Genomic DNA, 20,192 nt, shown 5'->3' on the forward strand with positions numbered 1-20,192 from the left:
CTATCAGCTATCAGCTTATGGGCTATCAGCTATCAGCTTATGGGCTATCAGCTATCAGCTTATGGGCTATCAGCTATTAGCTATCAGCTATTAGCTAATGTGCTACGCACACGCTACGCGAACAGCTTTTGAATAAAATAAGCTGACTACTGACGGCTGACGGCTGACCACTGACCGCTGACCACTGACCACTGACCACTGACCGCTGACCGCTGACCGCTGATAGCTAACGGTAAAACTGTTACTTGACCATAACTTTCGGGAATTCTATCAATAGAAACTCTAATAGTTTTCAGCTTCATCAGGTAATCAAACTATGGATTTGGAACAGATTTCCCGAAAAAGCCTCTTGGGTCAGGTTTTACGTTTGCCCTTAAGGCTAATTCCTCCTCAGATGACAATGCCGATCTGGCTAGGTAAGCTCGCCGGAAAAAAATGGATAGTTGGTGCTGGGAGAAACGGCTGTTGGTTAGGGACTTATGAGTATGACAACCAACGGGTGCTTGAGAAAACTCTGAAATTAGGAAACACTGTATTTGATATTGGAGCTCACGCTGGTTTCTTTACACTATTGACTTCGGTGCTAGTCGGTGAGAAGGGAAAAGTTTTTTCCTTTGAGCCCCTACCCCAAAACCTTGGTTACTTAAGAAAACATCTGTCTATCAACAGCATTACCAATGCCACAGTTATGCCAGCAGCGGTTTCAGAGCGCTCTGGTATGGCATCCTTTAGAGAAACGTCTGGTAGTTATCAGGGGGGTATTTCTTCTAAAGGAACACTCCAAGTCAAGATGGTCAGTTTAGATGAACTGATTGCCAGTGGTGAAATTCCTGTACCGGACTGCATCAAAATTGATGTGGAGGGCCATGAGAAGTTTGTTCTACTTGGTGCCAAATCTCTATTGGCAAGTGCTCATCCTACCATTATCTTGTCTATCCATGGACGACCTGTCTATCAGCAATGTTGTCAGTTGTTAGAATCTTTGGGCTACAAGATTCAAGTCTTAGACAAACCTGATGGTGGGGAACTTCCAAAAAACCTTGATTTGATTGCTTCTTACCCTGGTTGACCGATTCACTGTAAGTAGTAAGCTTTAAGATCAAGTCCGGTTCACTACCTAATATATAAGTGATTAACCGGACTTGATAATCTTTAAATGGCTCCATGACCCAAAGCCAAACCAGCAACTAGCATCCCTAGTACCAAAAACGGTTGCGCACTAGCCTGGTATTTGACATCATTTTTCAGGGGGTCACGAAGAAAGTACATATCCTGGAAGGTGATTTGGGGGATGATTAATAGGATGAGAATAGCAGCGTAGAGCTTCTGATCAATGCTGATTAAATAACCAGCAATCCCTGCTTGAAAGACATCAATCATCACCACACAAATCCAAGCTGCTGTGGTAACACCAAACATGACCGGTAGGGATTTTAAGCCCAATTCGCGATCGCCTTCCACACTCTTGAAATCATTAACTACTGCAATACCTAACCCTGCCAGGGAGTAGAACAGGGTCAGAATCATAATAGTCAGGTTAAGATGACCAAATAAGCCATGACCTGCCCACCAAGGCAGGGCGATATAGCTGGCACCGAGAGCATAGTTTCCCAGCCAACCATTTTTTTTCAGTTTCAGAGGTGGGGCAGAATAGATATACGCTAGAAACGCACCACCTAGGGTAAGACAGGTGAGTGTCGGAAATTCATGACCCGCCCAAACATCGAGTCCGTAGCTAAGAGCGATACCTGCTAGGAGTAGCACCACAATCTGGGTGATCACCTGGGGGATAGAGATGGCTCCTGATGGGATAGGACGGTAAGGTTCATTAATGGCATCGATTTCGCGGTCATAGAAATCATTCAGGGTTTGGGTATACCCTGCCATCAACGGACCAGAAAGCAACATACAGGCGGCGGCCATCAGAAGGTCTTCGAGTGTCCAAGTGTAGCCACCGGAGGAAGCAGCACCACACACTACCCCCCACATCAGGGGTATCCAGGTAATTGGCTTCATCAACTGCAGGCGAATCTTCCATAGGTTGCTTTCACCAGGAGCTGCGCCTTTCATACCCAGTAGCTGACGGGTTTTGGCACTTTGTTCAGTTAGATTTTCTTCAGTCATAATGACTACCTACAATGAAATTATTAAATAGCCATCTTGAAACTTAGCTCCTTTGACGGATTGACCACTAAGTTGTGGGGGCAGCAGGATATTATGCCGTTGATCCCCGGCTTCAACGGTGACTTCTGGACCGTATTGGGTGAGTTTCACCTGCTTTTTGTTAAAACCTGGTAAGAATAAACGAACCTTGCGACCAGGAATGTCGATAGTCATAGGTCTAGGTGCCTGGGATGCCTGTTTAAAATCTGGCAGGGCATCAATCAGGGATTGCCAATCTTCCCCTGGTGGGGAAGTGGGAAGAGCATTAACGACTAGAGGGGCAAATTCTGATTCTATTGCTGGGGTTACCGGGGTTTGGTTTACCAGCACACCACCGACAGTAACACCCACTTGTTGGGCACTACCCCACAGATACTTGGCTGTGGCAATGGCTACGGGGTCATCGGTAGTGACCAGATAGGATGCGACCCGATTGGGATCTGCGATCGCATTTTTTCCATCCTCCAACATATTGTTGGCCTGATTCGTTGATTCACCAGCAAAGTCATCACTCGTCCATGACACATTTAGGATGGCGCTAGTGACTGGTTGGATAAAGGGGGAAATGGCTTTGCCCAGGTCAGAATCTGCCATGACTTGGCGAAATCTACGACTATACCAACTGATAATTTCTGGCATTCCCAACATTCTCAGGGTAGCTTGAGAGCAGGTGCCATCGTAGATGATCGCGTCATACTGACCGCTTTGGTAGTACTCCCGAAGGGCGTTGAGGGCTAAAGCATGATCCATCCCCGGTAAGATGCCCAGTTCTTGACCATAGACATTTTTTAGGGTAGGCGATCGCAAATATTGCTCCTCTAGCTTTTTGACATCTTCCCAGCTGCGTTCCAGTAGTACTGTAGTCATTAGTTGTACTACCCGGAGGTTAGGACTTATTTCCACCGGGTCAGACGTTGGGGATAGCCCCAGCAGCAGTCCAAAGCTAGGACTTGGGTCTTGTCCTACTAGTAGCACTCGTTGACCGAGGCTCGACAGCTGCTTAGCGGCAGCAATTGCCACAGTAGTGCGACCTGTGCCGCCTTTACCCAGAAATGTTAGAATCCGTGCCATAGTGCAAGTCTCGTGCCTCGGTGCGATCGCGTTTATTACAATCTAGTCTACGACTTTCAATTCATCCTCAAAGAACCAGGTAGAGCTGTTGTCCTCAAATTTCACTGTCACGCCAACTCCACTGCCATCGGTCATTTTATAATCTGTGATCGTCCCTATTTGTCCCAGTTTACTTGCGATGTTGTTGCCTACCCGGTCTCTTAGACGAAACACTTTTACTTTTTGCCCAATTTTCATTGCTACTAGATCATACGATAAACCACCCCTCAGTTTACCGGAATCTGTCGCGATCACATCACGGAAAACTGCCATAAGTTCCACTGCTGCCCCTGGGACTGATATCAAGTCCGGTTGAATACCCATAATCTAGGGAAGTGTGGGAGGTGTGGGAGGTGTGGGTAGTGTGGTGAGGGTGCCTCTGCTCCCTACTCCCTGCTCCCTACTCCCTACTCCCTACTCCCTTTGCTATACAAGTTTGTGATCGAAATTTTATCCAAAATATAACCATGTTATTTGATGAACCTTACTATATTGCGATTAATCAAGCCCGCTGGGCTGTAGCGGAAAACGTTCTCAATCAGCTGAGAATCAATCAGGGATTAAGTTTTACCACTTGTCTTGACGTGGGATGTGGTCCCGGTTGGTTTTCTAAAAAGCTGGTGAATTGGGGAGTAAATGTAATTGGTTTAGAGGGGAGACAAGAACTTGTTGAAGAAGCAAGTAAACGGGTACCTGAAGTTAAATTTTATCAGGTTGATGTTGAATTTACCCCACAGATGGCTCAATTTGCTGGAGCAGACTTAGTGTTTTGCTTCGGCTTGCTCTATCACACAGAAAATCCCTTCAAAGTCATTCGTAATTTGCAGTTATTAACCAAAAAAGTGTTATTTATTGAAAGTATGAATGTCCCTTTTGATGAACCAGTTACCTATCTAGTTGAAGAAGGTAAAAATGAAACCCAGGGCTTAACCTACCATGCCATGATTCCTAGCCGAAGTTGCTTGCTGAAAATGCTCCAAGTTTCAGGATTTCCTTATCTATACGACTATCAGGGTTATGTAGACCATGAAGATTTCTGGGAAACGGAAACCAAGCACCAAAGACGCGGAATATTTTTAGCATCTACAGTAGAGTTACAAGTCAGTGATTTAGTTCCTTCACCTGAGATTGTCACGCCAAAGTATAATTTTGCTAAACAATAACTAAACGAGTTTACGAATTAATGGATAGTCAGGAAGAGCATTTACCTAGCCATGAGTCCATAAATGAGTTGGAGAAGATGGAGATTTATCTTCAGGTATTCCACCATTTTCTGCCTCAGGCGATGGATTTCCCCAACTTGGCGGTACCCTACACCTTGTTTTTGCGATCGCTTCGAGAGAAACTCCATCCAGTAGGGGTCCGGGATATCCAAGCAGTGAATTTGCCATCAGGCTTGACATTCCATGTTGATGTCGGGGATCGACTGGGGTGCGACTTTTACTATGGCCATTACCAAGAATACTTTGATGCCCAACTCTTTTTAGGTCTGCTCGATGCCAATTCCATTGTGCTAGATGTAGGAGCAAACTTTGGTTACTACGCCGTATCATCAGCTACAAAATTAACTTCTAGCGGTTGTGTTCATGCCTTTGAACCTAACCCAGATGCCTACCAGCTTTTACAACAAAATGTAGAAGTTAACCACTTACAACAGTTAGTTTCTTGCCATGACCTATGCGTCGGTGCTGAAAATGGAGAAACAGACTTTTATATTACCCAGGAATCCGCATTTAGTGGTATGGATGATACTAAACGGTCTGCCTTGCGTGAAAAGATCACAATTCCAGTCCGTAGTCTAGACTCCATACTTCCGGAGTTGGGATTATCCCAAATAGATGCCATCAAGATAGATGTAGAAGGATACGAATTTGCTGTATTAAATGGTGCCATGGAAACCATCCAGCGCTCACCAAATCTAGTGGTCATGATGGAAGTGAGTGCCAAGAATCTAAATGAGCAGCGACGGGAAGCATTGATGTCCTGTCTGGTGAATCTTTACAATCAAAACCTCCGGGGCTGGATCGTCGATTCTAACCCAAGAGTACTAAAATCTATACCAACTCCAGAAGCAGCACTAACATTAGGCAGTGCGACAAGCGCTAATTTATTCCTGATGGTTTCTGGCTCCGAGCGTGAACATCAATTGAGTAAAGTCTATCAAAATTTAGAGACAAAGGAAGATAGTAATAAACTAAAAGAACCTGATATCTTTTCTCTAACAAGCATGTAAGATAGGGGGATTGGGTAATCGGTGGATATTCTCTACGATCATCAAATGTTTGCCATCCAGAAATTTGGTGGTATATCCCGAATTTTTATTGAGTTAATCCGAGAGTTATCGCCAAACTCTGACTGCTCAATTCATTGGCATCGTGGTATCAAGAGCGATGGGTATGATATCTCAGAGTATCGCGCTCAACTAACCGGATATTGGGTGATGCCAAAATTGCCCTTTACGAAGATTAATTCCATTAATGACACTATCAATAAACTCTCCTTTCAATGGTTTGTCCGTAGATTCGGTAGACAGTATGATATCTATCATCCTACCTACTATGATGCTGACTTAGTCGAGATTGTTAAACCTAAGAAACTTGTGATCACGATCCATGATATGATTCCCGAAAAATTTTTATCAGGACAAGCTAAGTTTCAGCCATTAATTAAAAATAAGCAGCAGCTAGTTGAACAAGCTGATTTAATTTTTGTAGCTTCCGAAAATAGCCGCAATGATTTAGTAGAATTATTGGGAGTTAATCCGGAAAAAACTAAAGTAACCTATTGGGCAAGTCGCATTCAAGACGCTAACGAATGTGAATTACCAAAGGATTGCCGTAGTCAGCCTTACTTCCTTTATGTGGGAACTCGTTCAAAATATAAAAATTTTGAAATAGTCCTCAAAGCGTTTGCTGCTAGTCCTAAATTACGGGATAATTTCAAATTAGTGTGTTTTGGGGGTTCCTGTGATTTTTTGGAATCAGAATTAAGGGTTATGGAAGAGCATAATATGCGGCAAAATTTCATCTATCTTAGGGGTGATGATGCCCTACTAAAAACCCTATATTGTAATGCCCAAGCCCTAATTTATACCAGCCGCTATGAGGGATTTGGTTTACCGCCCCTAGAGGCAATGGAATGCCAATGTCCAGTTATCTGCTGCTTAACCTCTTCCTTACCTGAGGTAGTAGGAGATGCAGCTAGTTTATTTGATCCAGATTCTGTGGATGGACTAGTTAACGCTATGGAAATAGTTGTAGAAAACTCAGAACACCGAGCATCTATGATTGAAAAAGGACAGCAACGCGCTAAGCTTTTCACGTGGCAAAAGACCGCTCAACTGACTTTGGATGGCTATCGTTCAATTAGCTGATGAATCCTGGACACCGCTATCAGTTTGTCAGCAGTATTAGTTGCTAATCAAACCCCGAAGACGGTAATATTTGGATCGGTGTGAGGTAATACAGTCATGAATAAACAGGATTCAGTGATAGAACAAATTAAACAAGACCGCAAGATTCGAGCAGGGGATGATCCACGAAGGTTAGAGCATTTTGGGTTTAAGGTACACTCTCAAGCGGATGAAGACGGCATTATAGAAGAAATCTTTAATAGAATTGGGATAAAATCAAAGGTTTTTGTGGAGTTTGGAGCAGAAACAGGAGAAGAAAACAATAGTCATTATCTTTTAGAAAAGGGATGGACAGGATTGTGGCTAGAATCCTATCCAGACTATGCACAAGCTATTCCAGCCAATCATCAAGATGCCATCGCTGAAGGTCGCTTAAAATTTATCGAAGCAGTAGTTAACGCCGAAAATATTAATGATTTAATTGAAAGTGCTGGTATTACTGGAGAAATTGATTTTCTTTCAGTGGATATTGATAGTAATGACTATCATGTTTATGAGGCTATTTCGGTTATACAACCTAGAGTTGTTTGTTTAGAGCATAATCATTCCTATCCACCACCTCAAGAATGGATCATGCCCTATGACCCTAATTATCGCTGGGATTGTAATTCTAGTGCTTATGGAGCTTCTCTTGTAGCTTTAGAGAAGCTAGCTCGCCGTAAGGGGATGGTGTTAGTAGGTTGCGGATTATATTCTGCCAATGGATTTTATGTCCGTGAAGATTTAGTCAATGATGCCTTTTCTGCTCCCTTTACTCCTGAGCGTTTTTTTAACCCTTTAGACTATCAAAAAATAGTTAGTTTTCCTCGTAGATCTGGGGGGGGAGACAAAGGGAAGCAGCTCTCATCCCTTTAAGATAATCGGGGGATTTGTGAAAAGAAAAACAGAGCAATTATTGCAGCAAATCCTGGCAAAAAGTAATTGAATCCAACCAGTGTCTTGATGCAAAGCGCCAGTGGTTTCCCCCATGAGCGACTGCATCGCTTCTGGCTTCTGTCTTGCTGTTAGGCATTAAATGCCTAACAGCAAGACAAAATCACTACCTGTGTACCACTACCGGATGGATTGTGAAGCGATCGCCTGTCAATAGGAATCAATTTTTTGTAAATGTAAATTTTTGTGAATACATTCACCATTTCTGGGTTCTAAGTGATTGTTTACAATATAAGTGAACTAGAGAAAAGCTAATTTTAAATTCATGGAAATCATAGTCTTGAGGGCTAAACCAGTCTTTATTGGTTTTGATAAAATCATTATCTAAACCATCAAAAATTATAACGGCTTCAATATCACTTTTATTTTTTGTATTCAAAATAGTTTTGTTTTGATATAATCCAAGAACGCTTTCCGGGTTGAGAAATTCCCAAATTTTTTCACTTTCTTTTAGTGTATCTGAATAAAAAGTAGTCTTTTCTAACCCATAGGTTGCTATTAAAAAATTGTCTCTATTAATAACCTGTTTAAGCACGGTTGGTAAAGTTCCTGCAAGTACTTCATAACGCACGCGCGGATTAGCAACTATTAAAAGTTTGTCATTATTAGGAGTGCATAATTCAACTTGTTTCAAGAAATTATTCATGTACTTACTATCCTTTGCTTGTAGAGAGTACATATTCCAAACTAAGGGAACTCTATTTAACAGAATCACAACTAATATGGCTACTAGGGAAAGACTTAACCATTGAGAATAACGAGCCATATAAGACAAAACTTTTGCCAGAAAAAGGCAAGCTACTACAATGGCAGGAAATAAATAATAACCAGGATTTATTCCAGATTTAGAATAGAGCAAAATGTGAGGAGCTGCCGAAACCAATAGGAGTATCAAAAAAGGGGCAAACTCCCTGAGTGGTATTAAGATTGAATCTCGATTTAATTTGGTCAAAATTAGAGATAATCCTAAACCAATAAAAGCGATGACTAAATGACTCTCTGTAAAAAAAACCTTGCTGGTTGATAAAATTGAAGAAAATTTAAAGCTACTTTCATCTACTCCTGCATATCCCATCCCAGCAGTTCCCAAAGAGAAAAGAATATAATAAATTTCTAATACAAATATAGAAGCGAGAAATAGTAAAGGAAATTTATTATCCTTGATAGTTTGCAAAAGTGATTGTTGTCTTTCATATTTATATAAAAAAAGTTTTCCAACCATTAATGTTGGAATAAAAATAATAAAAGATTCTTTACAAAGAGACATGAAAATAGTCAATATAACAAAGACTACATTAGTAAAATATTCATTATATTTCTTTTTACAACTTAGTCCCAAAAATACGAGTGATACCGATAGAAAAAACATGGCATAAGCCTCTGGAAGTGTTGGCCTTGTCCATATGTCGGATTGCCTTCCTAGCAACGTTAATATCGAAAAAACAAATGCAATTAACACTGAAAAATTCAATAATCTTCCAAATACAAAAAGGAAAAAAGTGGTCAAAGTTGATAATAGAGTAATATACGAATACCATAAGGTTGAATTAACTCCAAATAGTTTGGTTGCCGTGACTAAATGAATGATATAAAAAGGCCTAAACCTATTTAAGCTTTTATCAATTTTGATCCAAGCAGATACAGTTTGAAAAAATCCTTTAGTGGTTAAATCGTAAGAGACTTGAGGGATAAGATGATCGTCAATAAAATAACGAAAACCAGAGGTAATTAGTCCGGTTTGATAGGCTATACTAAAAAAAGTAATTAGCATCAATGCTAATACAATCAAATTGCTTAATAGTTTGCGGTTATTTAGAGTTTTCAACATAAACTGTATTAGCTCAACTTTAAAAGGTCTACAGCCATCGTCTTACGGTGACATGGTTTCAATACTCTAATACACGAGCTGACTTTTCACGGCATCTCTGAAAATCCCTTCAGTCCAAGATTTCCACCTAAGGCTGATTCTCAATAATCTTAATTTGTAAGCATTCAGCCGTCAGCTATCAGCTACCAGCTAATGCGCTACTTGAGGTGCTTTTGAAGAAAACAGGTAAGCATTGGAATAATGCTGAGTTACTTCAGCTGACAGCACCTCAAGTAGCGTGAGCTTTTAGCTGACGGCTGTTCGCGCAGCGTGAGCTAAAAGCTCACGGCTGACGGCTGAATACTTACTGTGAAATTAAAGGGAAGAGAAAACAGTCTGAAAAGTTAAGACATCTTGATTATAGTTACGGCGAAGCAACCAGCGTAAAGTGGGCTGGCTATCTTTCCTTCAATTGGGTTTTGGGTCTGTTGGTGCATTGGCCATGCCCACGAGTTACCGAGAAAACCAAAGTCTCCATAAATGTGAGAGCTTCTGACCGAATCCAGAATTGCAACGACTGCTAGCCTTTCATCGGTGTTAGCCAAGAATATACTATAGGCAATGGGAACAGAAGTGTTGAATTCAGTAATAAAAGTTTACAAAAATCCATGATGTCTGTCTATCGTTATTATCAAGCACGGTATTATCAAGCACGGTATATTGTACTCTAGTAATCCTAAGTCATTTGTGGATCTCCTAGACTAAGTAGGATCAATTACTAAAAAAGATGCCAATCTAAAAAAACTTTTTGGCGTTGCTGAATGGGCTTATGATTCCAGAAACGGGCGATCGGTAATTCCAAAATTTACCATAGTACTACACCATTTAACCGAAACGGGAGGCATTGCTGCGGGGGGGAGTTTTTCTCATGGGAGCGATCCCCTAAACATAACCACATAATAGCTGCTAACTAGAGCAATTATTATACCTGATTTTTGCTTTTATACTTGTCTAAGTACCGCTAGGTAAAGTTTTATTACAAGATTAAACATTTTTAGGGCTAACCTTTTAGCATATTCATATTAATACCGTTTTAATGGTGTTTTTATCAATGGTTGTTGAGGGTGATGAAAAAGAAATTAATCAATTACCATATTTCTAACATTTGCTTGTTAGTACTATCTCTGTTCTGTGTAGCATTACACTCATCTTTTGGTCGGCCAATTTGGATGGATGAGTTTTTACATTTTGCTTTCGGTAGCTATGATACAACGGCTGAAGCTTGGAAATATATCAGTCAGTCTATTCTAACGATTAATCATGGACAAACAGGCATTTATATGCTTATTGACCACTGGTTAATGCAGCTCTTTGGTGCTAACATCTTTTGGCTAAGATTTCCCAGTATTTTCTCGGGCTTGGTCTTGTTTTTAGCAGCAATTTATCTGTTCCGTCTTTGGGGCATGCCCTTTGTCTGGCAAGTGATTGGTATTCTTGCTCTTTTTTCTCAAAGTCAGCTAATGTATTTTGTGGGTGAAGCCCGCCCTTATATGCCTTTAGTAACTGCTACCGTTTGTACCTTAGCCTATTACAGTACCCCTTTGCCCCAAAGAACCCGTCCGATTTTTACATTTTTTGGATTATTTTCTATTTTAATGGGGGTACTATTCCATCCTTACTTTTCTGTTTATTGGTTCGCAATTATTGTATTTACATACTTGCAAAAATTAATTCAAACGGGCCAAAAAATTTCCATTAATTCTGTCATTAAACATACGAATATTCCTCTTTCTGTCCTCGGCACAATAGTCTATTTTACTTTAGGATTATTAACTTGGTTACGACAGCGCCCAGAATTTACATTTGATCCTTTTCATTGGGTAAAAAAGGAGCAGTTACTCATCACTTTTATGGAATTCAGTCATTTTGACTTCTTACGAAAACTTTTATATCCCTTGCTTATTATCATTTTCGTTATTTTCTCGATTATTATAGTTTACCCAAAACTTAGGAAAGTTTATCTTAAAGAACTCATCAGTCCTATTTTTCTAATAATTATAGCCTTGGGAATATCTATATTTTTATCTTATGTCTCTTTTCGGAGTAACTATTGGATTTTACCAAGACAATGGGTAGCTTCAATCTCACTTGTTCCTTTGGCTTTTGTTTGGCTTGGGTATAAAATCTCAAAAATTTTTGCTAAAATTCATATAATTATAGCTTTTTTATGGATAATGCTTTGTTTTACTCCTATAGTTCTTCAATTTCAGAAAGTAGCTATTTCTAATTATCAAGCTCTTAGAGAAAGGTTGGCTCAAACTTCGGTAATCTCAAAAGAATCTCAAGAGTCTTTTGAGGATTTAGAGTCTATAGAATATTTTGAACGTAAGTCTAACCAGTATTGGGAGTCTTTAGCTAATAAAAACATTCAACAAGGTGGTAAAGTGTGGAAAGGTTTTAGAAGTTTTTATAGCCCTCCCAAATGAATTAGGCAATGGTGCTATTCCAAATAATTTTTAGGGTTAATTTTTGAAAATATAACTATAAAATTAACCTTGAAAATTTTTTGATCAGGATATTTTTTTAGCTATTAGCAGAATTGATTTTCCTAATGTATATCTGAAGATAGGATCTAACTTTATAGAGAGAGGAACCATTAAACTATCCCATACTTGTATTTGCTTTAAAGTTGGTTGACTTTGCTTAAGTATCAGTTTATTAGCTAGACTAGCTAGTAAACCCACACTATCTAAATAGAGACATTTAACAATCTTGAGATTATCTGGTATTATTGCTTTAAGGCTGGATTGACTATAGCGACGATAGTGACCAATAGCTGCATCGAAGGGAGTAAACAATCTTTGATGAGCTGGACCTAAAATAACTAAATTTCCATTAGCTTTTAGATGTTGAGACACTTTGATAACTTCTTGATTATCATTGTGGATATGTTCTAAAACATCAAGGTACAAAATTGAATCAAAGAATTGCTCATTAGTCAAACTATCAATAGTGCCATTACGGGCATAACAGTTGAAGATACCATTTAAATCAATCGATTGTTCTAGAGCATGGAAAAGCTGATTGTCTGGCTCTAGGCACAACCACTGACTATATTGGGAGCGACAGAGTAAACGGGTGTTGCTTCCTATCCCTGCACCCACTTCTAAGACATCACCTTTGATATATTTCGTTAATAAGACTCTTATATAGTTTTTCCAATTCTTGGCTTGAGCAAATAGCTCTAACTCTGTCCCGACATAGGTAAACTGGCTCATGGTTTTAAAGGAAAGAAATCATCAACGTAATATTTATAATCGCGAACTGGAATCAAGTTGGACTGATTGCGCGTTGACAGGATGATCAGACTGAAAACAGTTCCGATTAAGACAAGTTGGAACATAGATAGAACTAATAAACCCGACACGTAGGTAGCCCAGCCTGGTATCCCCCAATCGGTAAAGACTCTAATCAGCAAAACTAAGCCTAACAGCAACAACAAAATAAGTAATAAAACTACAACACTTAATAAGATTCTTGTCCCGACAATATCTCCGTAAACTGCAATAGAACTCAAGCCATGTGTCACGAGGGACACTAAGTTCATCTTGGGCTGTCCAGCTAGTCGCTTCGCCCGGGGCACATCTACTTCAAGATAGGGAATTCGAGAGCGATAAATGCCTGATGAGTAATGATTCCAAATTTCGGAAATCACTACGACGTTCTTCAATAAATAAACAGGTAATAAACTGAAATTACCGACGCTAATTTCTTTCCCTATAAGCAGGAGATAAAGCTTTTTGTAAATGAAATAGAAAAACTTAAATGTGTAGCTTTCAGACCGCTTACTGCGCTTAGCAAAAATAATTTTATTGTTACCTGTCTTGTCCGAGACATTTAGGAGGTGCTCTATGGCAAAGGGATTATCTTCCCCATCACCGTCCATCACCACAACCCAGTCGCAGTCTGAGTGGCTATATACATAGGACAACCCAACCGCTATCGCTCTCTGGTGACCAAGGTTGCGGCGAAGTCGAAGGATGTTAACTGCTCGAATCTGGCGATGTTCTTGATGAGTCAGTGAATGTGGGATGGGCATAGTTGAATAGTCATCAACAATAACAACTTCTAAATTGGTGCCTTCAGGAATAATAATCTCATCAATAAGTAGCAGTAGCTTTTCCAGAGCTTCCCAGTCATTAAATGAAGGAATGACAATGACTAGATTTTTCCTATCAGTCAAGTCAGTAATTAGAGACTGATTTAGAGACTGTTTTGGCGGTGAGAGCTTTGAGAGTCCCATTTATTTCCTCTCAGACTATGAAAAACTATTAAGTTAGAGTACATGTTTTCCTGCAAAAAGTCTACCCCTAACTTCAGTACAGGACAAAAAGCTTGAAAAGAAGAGCACGATGGGGTTTTCTCACAATTGAAGACAGTGACTCAAACCCCATGAACCAAATAAGGGCGAATTTAAGAAAGCCCTCCAACCCCATGTGGGATGGCACGGACCGAGAGTCTCGTTTCTAGCCAAGTTTAATCTGGCATTGCTGAAAGTAAAGACAGTGAACCTGAGTGAACTGGCATTGGGATGTGAGGGAAAGGCTCTGTCCGAGTCAAATTACAAACGACTGCAACGATTTTTTCGACGTTAATTATTGAAAATTTTATTCGTTATCTGTTGGGAGACCAAGCAACCCTTTAAATTTGAACCAGAGCGATCGCATTTTCCAAAACTTACTTGTCTTCATGGCCGCCACTTCCAGTTTGGTGTGGTGTAATTCGTATTGAGTTTGTTGCAGTTCTGTACTTTTACTATCTTGAAGTTGTTGGGATTGAATGAGCTCTACTTGGGTGTTTTGTAATTGCTCTTGAGTTTGTTGTAATTGCTCTTGAGTTTGTTGCAATTCTAGGCTTACGCTCTCTTTAAGCTGTTGTGATTGAACTAGCAATGTCGGCAATTCATGAAGTTCTTGTAACTCCTCGGAGAGTTCTTGAGTCGTTTTCACTCGACCACAGGCAAGGGTCGTTGAGTACTCGTGGTCTGTAAGACGAAATTTTACAATCTCATGCCATAGATAGTCGGATCCAGGCCAAGTTTCAACAACGTCATGAAAAGCCATCCATCCCCCAACTTTCATCAGGGGGAATAATAACCCAAAATCCGTCAGCACATCTAAGTATTCATGAGAACCATCAATAAAAACAAAGTCAATCGTCTTTTCCGCCGTTAATTCACCCCAACGCTTCAGAATTTCTGAAGAACATCCCTGAAAAGATATGATATATGGAGTCAGTTGGTAATTGTCAAGGTTTTCTTTCCATGTGTCAAAGAAACTCTCGTCCGGTGGGTCGTGAAATTCCCATATCCATGGATCGATACAGTAGATCTTTCGATTAGTCCCCACACAGGCAAACGCCATAGCTGCCGTAGACCTTCCTTTATAAGACCCAACTTCAACAATAATAGCATCCTCAGGAAGAGACTTAACTTTATTGAATAAGAACTCTTCTTGACCAGGAACTAGGAAACCATCAATGGTTTCAACAGCTTCTTTCACCGTCTCATAACTGTTCAATGGTTCTTTAGCACTGACAACTTGCTCGAGCAGCTGATCAAGCATGATTAAACTCCTCTTTTAGCTAACGTTAATTATTGAAAATTTTTTTGGTTATCTGTAGGGAGACCAACAAACCCTTTAAATTTGAACCAGAGCGATCGCAATTTCCAAAACTTACTGGTCTTCATGGCCGCAATTTCTACATTAATTACTTTCAAATTAGTCTCATTTTCGTTCAGTTGGTTATGAATTTGCTGTAATTGATTTTGCTTAAAATGCTGAATTTTTTCCTGTGACTGTGCCAATTGTGACTGAGTATGTTGAAGGTCTGAGTTTGATTGATTTAATTGTGACTGAGTATGTTGAAGGTCTGAGTGAGCTTGGGTTAATTGTGACTGAGTATGTTGAAGGTCTGAGTTTGATTGATTTAATTGTGACTGAGTATGTTGGAGGTCTGAGTGAGCTTGGGTTAATTGTGACTGAGTATGTTGAAGGTCTGAGTGAGCTTGGGTTAATTGTGACTGAGTATGTTGAAGGTCTGATTGAGCTTGGGTTAATTGGGATTTAGTCTGCTGGAGGTCTGTCACAGTTGTACTGACCTGAGAGCGCAAGGAAGCTATCTCTTGATCCTGTTGCTCAATAATCTTCAGAAGCTCAGCACGCCTAGTCTCGCTAGTTTGATACTCAATTTGGGTGTTTTGATACTGAACTTGGAGTTGATTAAAGTCAGATGATTTGTCCAGTAATGCATGAACCATTCGCCCAGATGGACTTTTGAGCAGATAGTAACTAATTTGCTGATCAGTATAGCGCACCAAAGGCTGCCGACTAGCTACGAAAAACATATCATAGTCGAACAACTGTTGTTCAAATTGCAGAAATTCAAAACCGAGGTTCTTAAAGAATTTTGACACCCCTCGCCTACTCAAAAGATGGATATGCTCAATAGATTTCATTTGATCTAAAAAATGATCCTTTTGAGCAACCATCTCTGAATAGGTTTTACCCTCTTCATAATTGGGCATCTGCACAATGAAAATACCATCTTCCTTGAGAAGAGATGCCCCATGGCTCATGGTAGCCACTGGATCAGGTAGATGCTCCAGGACATCGTAGAGTACGATGGCATCAAAACATTCTGGTTCTAGTTGCTGATCCTCGATCGGTCCTGACAAAATAGGGATATTGAATGTCTGTTGGGCAAATTCCACCACCCAAGGGCTAAGCTCCAGACCCATAGCATCAAAACCTGCCCAACCCATCATGGCCACAAAGCCACCATGAGCACAACCTAACTCAAGCACTTTGGCTGATGGTAGTTTATAAGCCATCAGTGTCCGCAACCAGTGGAGGCATCGCTCTGGTAAATCTTGACGGGCTCGTTGACGAATATCAGGAAAACCATAATGCTCGGTCTGATAAGACAACCAGTACTCTTTACCGTAAAAGTCATGGTTATCATCCTGTACACGGAGCTGCTCAGACCTCAAACCAGTTTTTGACACTAGAGTGCCACATTGAGAGCACGCCAAGTAGTCAGGGGAAAATTCAGTTAGCTCAGTATTTCCACACCAACAGATATCTCTTAAGGTTTGTGTCATCTTGTTGTTACACCCAGGTGTTGATAAAATAGCTCGAACTTACGTCTGATCACAAGTCCGGATTGAAAACCCTTTTTTTTAATTCAGTCCCCGCAGGTGGATGAAAGTTTCTTGAAGCACCACCTAAGCCTCCTCTCGGCTAAAGGGAATAAAAATAAAGGGTCTTAAGAATTAAGACTTGGAAAACTGGGCAGTTATCTACAACAGGTTACTATTCTGTAGTACCGTCAAACCTATCAACGCTAATCCCCCACTACCCATGACAATTCTGACCCTGCGGAGAACCTGAGGCTTCATATAGCCAAGATAGCCCACCATACCTAACATTAGTGCAATGGACAACAAACTACCGCCAAGACTAAAGAATAGATTTCCTTGGACAGGAGAAACGAATGACATTAGTTGCACTAGAGTCCTGTTAGCATACATGGCGGTAGATAGCAGTAGTAAGTTGATCCCTAAAATTAGACTAACTAGTGGAACTAACAGGGGTTTTAGTCGAAACCAGCCTGACCGCAATTTCCAGAATTGATTGGACTGCATTGCAGCTAGAGTTGACCCGGCTTCTTGAAGTTCCCGCTGTTTTTGCTGAAGTTGAGCCTCTGCGTACCTCAATTGCTGTTCGAGAGGCCCTGACTGAAGCTGATTTGACTGAAATTGAATTGGGGATGGACTTGGAGGTAGCTGTTGTTGGATTTGAGCCTGTAACTTCCTGAATTCTTCCCAAAGGGGGGAACCTATACCAGTACCCTCATTTTTGATGGTCTTAGCAGTTTCGACCAGAACCTCTGCTACGGTATCAGCCATCTTTAACCACGAAAATTTCTTCGCGTGTTCAAAACCATCAGCAATCAACTGGTTACGAACCTCTGGGGTTTGAACTTTGTACAGCGCATCAATCAGCTCGTAAACATTAGATTGATCCACATATAATGCTGCTTCCCCAGCCGCTTCAGGAAGAGAGGAGTGACGACAGGTAATGACAGGGCAACCACACACCATTGCTTCGGTAACTGGTAATCCGAAGCCTTCGTACAGAGAGGGGACAACCAGAGCGATCGCACCAGAATACGCTACTTTCAAGTCTTCATCACTCAGGGGCAGAACCTTCGTTGTTATCCCTGTTGCCAGGGCAGCTAGCTCAGGTTCTAACTCAGGTCTACCACCGACACAAATCACCCCAAACTCTTCCTTATCCACCAGCTTAGATAATGCTCTGAACAGAAAGATAGCGTTTTTATAGCCATTAACACCAGTTCTTTCTCCTACTAAGAGTATGTAGGGTTTGGTAACATTGAATTTAGTCTTAAACTCATTGATATCATCAGCGCTTGCCGGGGAAAAAACCTTCTTGATACCACAGTGAGCTACCCTTACCTTTTCTGGGGAAATATGGGGGAAAAACTTAATCAGATCTCGAGCAGTACTTTCGGATATCGTAATATAACGGGAGGCGTGTAAGATACCGTAATGCTTTTCTTTCCAACCTGCTTCGTTAAGATTGGCACCGATCACTTCTGGAATCATGTCATAAGCCATAAATACAGAAGGAGTAGATAGGGGTGCGGTATAGTAGCTGGAAATGAATAGATCAGTCCCTTTTTCATCACAGATTTCCTGCAACAAGTCAGCATCTGCTCCCGTTTTGTTGTAATCGTAAGCTCGAATGGGGCGATAGCGAATTCCAGGAATCCTCGGAGCCGTTCCAGCCCGGTCTAAAACAATCACATGGTTGGCAAAGCCATTAGTTGCCCATTCCTCTAGCAAAGACTTCCAGACTTGGGAAATCCCAGAGTTAGGAAAAAATTGGAAAAATACCCCATCAACCAAAATTTGGGGGAATGGTCTTTCAATCTTCATAGTTTGTTGCTGAAATTCTTCCAGTTGCAAAAACTGCCATTTTTCGCCGTCAGGCTCTTTCTGAGCAATCGGCACTATACCACAGATATCCGCCGGTTCAACCAGGGTTTCATCCTCAACCCAAGATAAATGTTGACGCAGAAAAACTGGAAATTCAGACTGCTGCTGTAGTCCCTGCCAGTCGGCCAGAGCATTCTGGTAGCCGTAGTAGCTCTCCTTAAACTGCAACTGTTCCGGTGTTACATAAGCAAAATGTTGAAAGACCAGTCCCTGCGCTTCGGTTTCTCGATGTAGGAATGGATTGATGCTTGCTATATCTTGCCCATGATTAGCTGACTGATTAGCTGACGACGGTTGGACTAGCCTTGGGGGTTCGTGGGCTGCCCAGAAAGCTCCAGGTTTAAACCTCCACAGGCGCAACCATTCCTGTTTGGGGTTTTGTGTATAGCAATTGCGACTGGTGACAATTAAATTTTCTCCCACGAAATACCAACACCAGAAGAAAGCCGCCGTCTTGTCAGGTTGGTCGATGAACATCTGTCGAGCTTTACAGATTTGCTCAGTTGTCCACAACTCATCCACATCTACTTGCCACAACAAACACTCTTGTTGGATATTGCCAACAGGAGCATTCACCATTTCTCGCTTGCCCTCCCAGAAAACCCCATCAGGTTTGCGATAGACGGTGATCTGCTCAGGGTAGCGTTCCATCAGTTGGTCGAGGTACTCTGTGGTGCCATCAATACTACGACCGTTGTTATGAATTTCATCACTGACATACCCACCCGTCGCTAAACTCCAGGCAGTATCATGCTTCAATTGCGCTACGCCTTCAATAATGTGCCAATGCCATGGGAATGGCAGTTGACTGAAGACGTCAATATGGTAGCGAATGAAGGGTTCACCATTGAGAACAATGGTAAAAAAATTGATGGGAAGAGGGGTTGAGGCTTTACCTGACGTCCCAACTGAGTGGTGACTACCTACTTTAGCAAAAATGGAGTAACCATTGCGCACAGAGGCATTTTGATCAATCAGTTTATAGTTTTTATCTCTTAATAACCGATGGTGATTAATATAATTTTTGTAGGTACAAATATCATCAAGTAGGATGTATTTTGCTCCGTAAACCTGCTCCAATTCCACCTGACCTGTAAACTCGGAGCCATCGATTAAGACCAGATCAAAATCCTCGATTTGGTTTTCTTGCTTAATCGTTTCAATCCCATCTCCAGAGGTTCCCATTTCCCTTACATAATCGATATCTTGACGAAGCCAACCCAAGACTTGTTCAAGAGGGTAATTATTTAGAGGGGTGCGATGGGCATGATAAAACTCTCTAACCTCATCTTCCCTAGGAAACTGCTCTAGGGAAATTGATGAAATATTGTAGCACTTGACAAAAGAATCCTGCCGATAGCGTTCCCTTAACTCAGTAAAACGAGGTTGTGAAACCTCCATACAGAATAACACTGGATTAGAAGGGTTTTCCCTGAGCCCCTTCACAAAGGCTTCGGTGCTTCCCGCACCGGATGAAGACCCGATTTCTAGAACGGTCTTGATATTTTCTTCCCGAGCTATCCTCTGAATCGCTCTATAAAAATCGTCGTCTTTAATCTCAGGAGGAATCACATAATCTAGTTCTGATTCTGACCTATTAATTGGCATATGAAACAGCTCCTCACACACACACCTGAAAAAAGTTTGCAATAAATAAATTTGGCAAGAAAGATATAACGTCTAAG

Annotated in this window: 16 protein-coding genes and 1 pseudogene; 7 read left to right on the plus strand and 10 right to left on the minus strand. The window is 41.0% G+C overall.

All coding sequences use genetic code 11. From position 1 onward, the window contains the following. Positions 1–146: 146 nt before the first annotated feature. Positions 147–302: a hypothetical protein gene (locus AC4II3_RS06425; RefSeq protein ID WP_488007848.1), complete on the minus strand. Its 156-nt coding sequence runs from the start codon at positions 300–302 to the stop codon at positions 147–149. 14 nt (positions 303–316) lie between these two features. On the opposite strand from AC4II3_RS06425, the gene AC4II3_RS06430 reads away from it, so the two are divergent. Continuing rightward, the gene (locus AC4II3_RS06430; protein ID WP_488007846.1) at positions 317–1,069 is read left to right on the plus strand and encodes an FkbM family methyltransferase; all 753 of its coding nucleotides are present in this window, start codon (positions 317–319) and stop codon (positions 1,067–1,069) included. An 83-nt stretch (positions 1,070–1,152) separates the two neighbouring features. On the opposite strand, the gene chlG is transcribed toward AC4II3_RS06430, so the two are convergent. The 3 genes from chlG to petP are packed head-to-tail and all read right to left on the minus strand — an operon-like array spanning position 1,153 to position 3,471. After that, positions 1,153–2,124, minus strand: coding sequence for a chlorophyll synthase ChlG (gene chlG, locus AC4II3_RS06435; protein ID WP_075903100.1), 972 nt, complete (start codon positions 2,122–2,124; stop codon positions 1,153–1,155). A gap of 9 nt (positions 2,125–2,133) precedes the next feature. Next, entirely contained in the window at positions 2,134–3,234 is a 1,101-nt protein-coding gene (locus AC4II3_RS06440) for a Get3/ArsA fold putative tail anchor-mediating ATPase NosAFP (protein ID WP_488007843.1), read from the minus strand. Between the two features lie 42 nt (positions 3,235–3,276). Continuing rightward, on the minus strand, positions 3,277–3,471 hold the full coding sequence (gene petP / locus AC4II3_RS06445; protein WP_293117703.1) for a cytochrome b6f subunit PetP: 195 nt from the start codon (positions 3,469–3,471) through the stop codon (positions 3,277–3,279). A gap of 269 nt (positions 3,472–3,740) precedes the next feature. Between petP and AC4II3_RS06450 the strand changes: the two genes are divergently transcribed. The 4 genes from AC4II3_RS06450 (at position 3,741) to AC4II3_RS06465 (ending at position 7,540) form a co-directional block, all read left to right on the plus strand. After that, on the plus strand, positions 3,741–4,436 hold the full coding sequence (locus AC4II3_RS06450) for a class I SAM-dependent methyltransferase (RefSeq protein ID WP_488007841.1): 696 nt from the start codon (positions 3,741–3,743) through the stop codon (positions 4,434–4,436). A 20-nt stretch (positions 4,437–4,456) separates the two neighbouring features. Beyond that, positions 4,457–5,506 (plus strand): FkbM family methyltransferase, encoded by a 1,050-nt coding sequence (locus tag AC4II3_RS06455; protein ID WP_488007840.1) that lies wholly within the window; start codon positions 4,457–4,459, stop codon positions 5,504–5,506. A 21-nt stretch (positions 5,507–5,527) separates the two neighbouring features. Continuing rightward, positions 5,528–6,646, plus strand: coding sequence for a glycosyltransferase family 4 protein (locus AC4II3_RS06460; protein WP_488007838.1), 1,119 nt, complete (start codon positions 5,528–5,530; stop codon positions 6,644–6,646). A 96-nt stretch (positions 6,647–6,742) separates the two neighbouring features. Further along, positions 6,743–7,540, plus strand: coding sequence for a hypothetical protein (locus tag AC4II3_RS06465; RefSeq protein WP_488007837.1), 798 nt, complete (start codon positions 6,743–6,745; stop codon positions 7,538–7,540). Between the two features lie 274 nt (positions 7,541–7,814). On the opposite strand, the gene AC4II3_RS06470 is transcribed toward AC4II3_RS06465, so the two are convergent. After that, entirely contained in the window at positions 7,815–9,446 is a 1,632-nt protein-coding gene (locus AC4II3_RS06470; RefSeq protein ID WP_488007835.1) for a hypothetical protein, read from the minus strand. A 1,208-nt stretch (positions 9,447–10,654) separates the two neighbouring features. Here AC4II3_RS06470 and AC4II3_RS06475 point away from each other — a divergent pair. Beyond that, the gene (locus tag AC4II3_RS06475) at positions 10,655–11,911 is read left to right on the plus strand and encodes a hypothetical protein (RefSeq protein ID WP_488007833.1); all 1,257 of its coding nucleotides are present in this window, start codon (positions 10,655–10,657) and stop codon (positions 11,909–11,911) included. Between the two features lie 84 nt (positions 11,912–11,995). On the opposite strand, the gene AC4II3_RS06480 is transcribed toward AC4II3_RS06475, so the two are convergent. Together AC4II3_RS06480 and AC4II3_RS06485 are read right to left on the minus strand one after the other, a co-directional pair. After that, on the minus strand, positions 11,996–12,703 hold the full coding sequence (locus AC4II3_RS06480; protein ID WP_488007831.1) for a class I SAM-dependent methyltransferase: 708 nt from the start codon (positions 12,701–12,703) through the stop codon (positions 11,996–11,998). Further along, entirely contained in the window at positions 12,700–13,728 is a 1,029-nt protein-coding gene (locus tag AC4II3_RS06485; protein ID WP_488007829.1) for a glycosyltransferase, read from the minus strand. The genes AC4II3_RS06480 and AC4II3_RS06485 overlap by 4 nt, the downstream gene beginning before the upstream one ends. 193 nt (positions 13,729–13,921) lie before the next feature. On the opposite strand from AC4II3_RS06485, the pseudogene AC4II3_RS06490 reads away from it, so the two are divergent. Then, positions 13,922–14,074: pseudogene (locus tag AC4II3_RS06490) on the plus strand (IS4 family transposase); the annotation flags it as partial. Positions 14,075–14,092: 18 nt separating this feature from the next. Here the strand turns inward: AC4II3_RS06490 and AC4II3_RS06495 are convergent. From AC4II3_RS06495 to AC4II3_RS06505, 3 genes are all read right to left on the minus strand, one after another. Continuing rightward, positions 14,093–15,049: a class I SAM-dependent methyltransferase gene (locus AC4II3_RS06495; RefSeq protein WP_488007827.1), complete on the minus strand. Its 957-nt coding sequence runs from the start codon at positions 15,047–15,049 to the stop codon at positions 14,093–14,095. 29 nt (positions 15,050–15,078) lie between these two features. Beyond that, a complete protein-coding gene (locus AC4II3_RS06500; protein WP_490722791.1) occupies positions 15,079–16,587 on the minus strand; it encodes a methyltransferase domain-containing protein in 1,509 nt (502 codons plus the stop codon). A gap of 198 nt (positions 16,588–16,785) precedes the next feature. Beyond that, on the minus strand, positions 16,786–20,115 hold the full coding sequence (locus AC4II3_RS06505; RefSeq protein WP_488007823.1) for a glycosyltransferase: 3,330 nt from the start codon (positions 20,113–20,115) through the stop codon (positions 16,786–16,788). Positions 20,116–20,192: the final 77 nt, after the last annotated feature.

The sequence above is a fragment of the Moorena sp. genome, assembly GCF_982860115.1.

What these genes read in the sequence shown, in the direction of transcription:
- AC4II3_RS06455 (WP_488007840.1), top strand. Translation starts at nt 4,457, where the DNA reads ATGGATAGTCAGGAAGAGCATTTACCTAGCCATGAGTCCATAAATGAG.
- AC4II3_RS06485 (WP_488007829.1), bottom strand. Translation starts at nt 13,728, where the DNA reads ATGGGACTCTCAAAGCTCTCACCGCCAAAACAGTCTCTAAATCAGTCT.
- AC4II3_RS06495 (WP_488007827.1), bottom strand. Translation starts at nt 15,049, where the DNA reads ATGCTTGATCAGCTGCTCGAGCAAGTTGTCAGTGCTAAAGAACCATTG.
- AC4II3_RS06465 (WP_488007837.1), top strand. Translation starts at nt 6,743, where the DNA reads ATGAATAAACAGGATTCAGTGATAGAACAAATTAAACAAGACCGCAAG.
- petP (WP_293117703.1), bottom strand. Translation starts at nt 3,471, where the DNA reads ATGAAAATTGGGCAAAAAGTAAAAGTGTTTCGTCTAAGAGACCGGGTA.
- AC4II3_RS06505 (WP_488007823.1), bottom strand. Translation starts at nt 20,115, where the DNA reads ATGCCAATTAATAGGTCAGAATCAGAACTAGATTATGTGATTCCTCCT.
- AC4II3_RS06425 (WP_488007848.1), bottom strand. Translation starts at nt 302, where the DNA reads ATGAAGCTGAAAACTATTAGAGTTTCTATTGATAGAATTCCCGAAAGT.
- AC4II3_RS06430 (WP_488007846.1), top strand. Translation starts at nt 317, where the DNA reads ATGGATTTGGAACAGATTTCCCGAAAAAGCCTCTTGGGTCAGGTTTTA.
- chlG (WP_075903100.1), bottom strand. Translation starts at nt 2,124, where the DNA reads ATGACTGAAGAAAATCTAACTGAACAAAGTGCCAAAACCCGTCAGCTA.
- AC4II3_RS06475 (WP_488007833.1), top strand. Translation starts at nt 10,655, where the DNA reads ATGGATGAGTTTTTACATTTTGCTTTCGGTAGCTATGATACAACGGCT.
- AC4II3_RS06450 (WP_488007841.1), top strand. Translation starts at nt 3,741, where the DNA reads ATGTTATTTGATGAACCTTACTATATTGCGATTAATCAAGCCCGCTGG.
- AC4II3_RS06500 (WP_490722791.1), bottom strand. Translation starts at nt 16,587, where the DNA reads ATGACACAAACCTTAAGAGATATCTGTTGGTGTGGAAATACTGAGCTA.
- AC4II3_RS06470 (WP_488007835.1), bottom strand. Translation starts at nt 9,446, where the DNA reads ATGTTGAAAACTCTAAATAACCGCAAACTATTAAGCAATTTGATTGTA.
- AC4II3_RS06480 (WP_488007831.1), bottom strand. Translation starts at nt 12,703, where the DNA reads ATGAGCCAGTTTACCTATGTCGGGACAGAGTTAGAGCTATTTGCTCAA.
- AC4II3_RS06440 (WP_488007843.1), bottom strand. Translation starts at nt 3,234, where the DNA reads ATGGCACGGATTCTAACATTTCTGGGTAAAGGCGGCACAGGTCGCACT.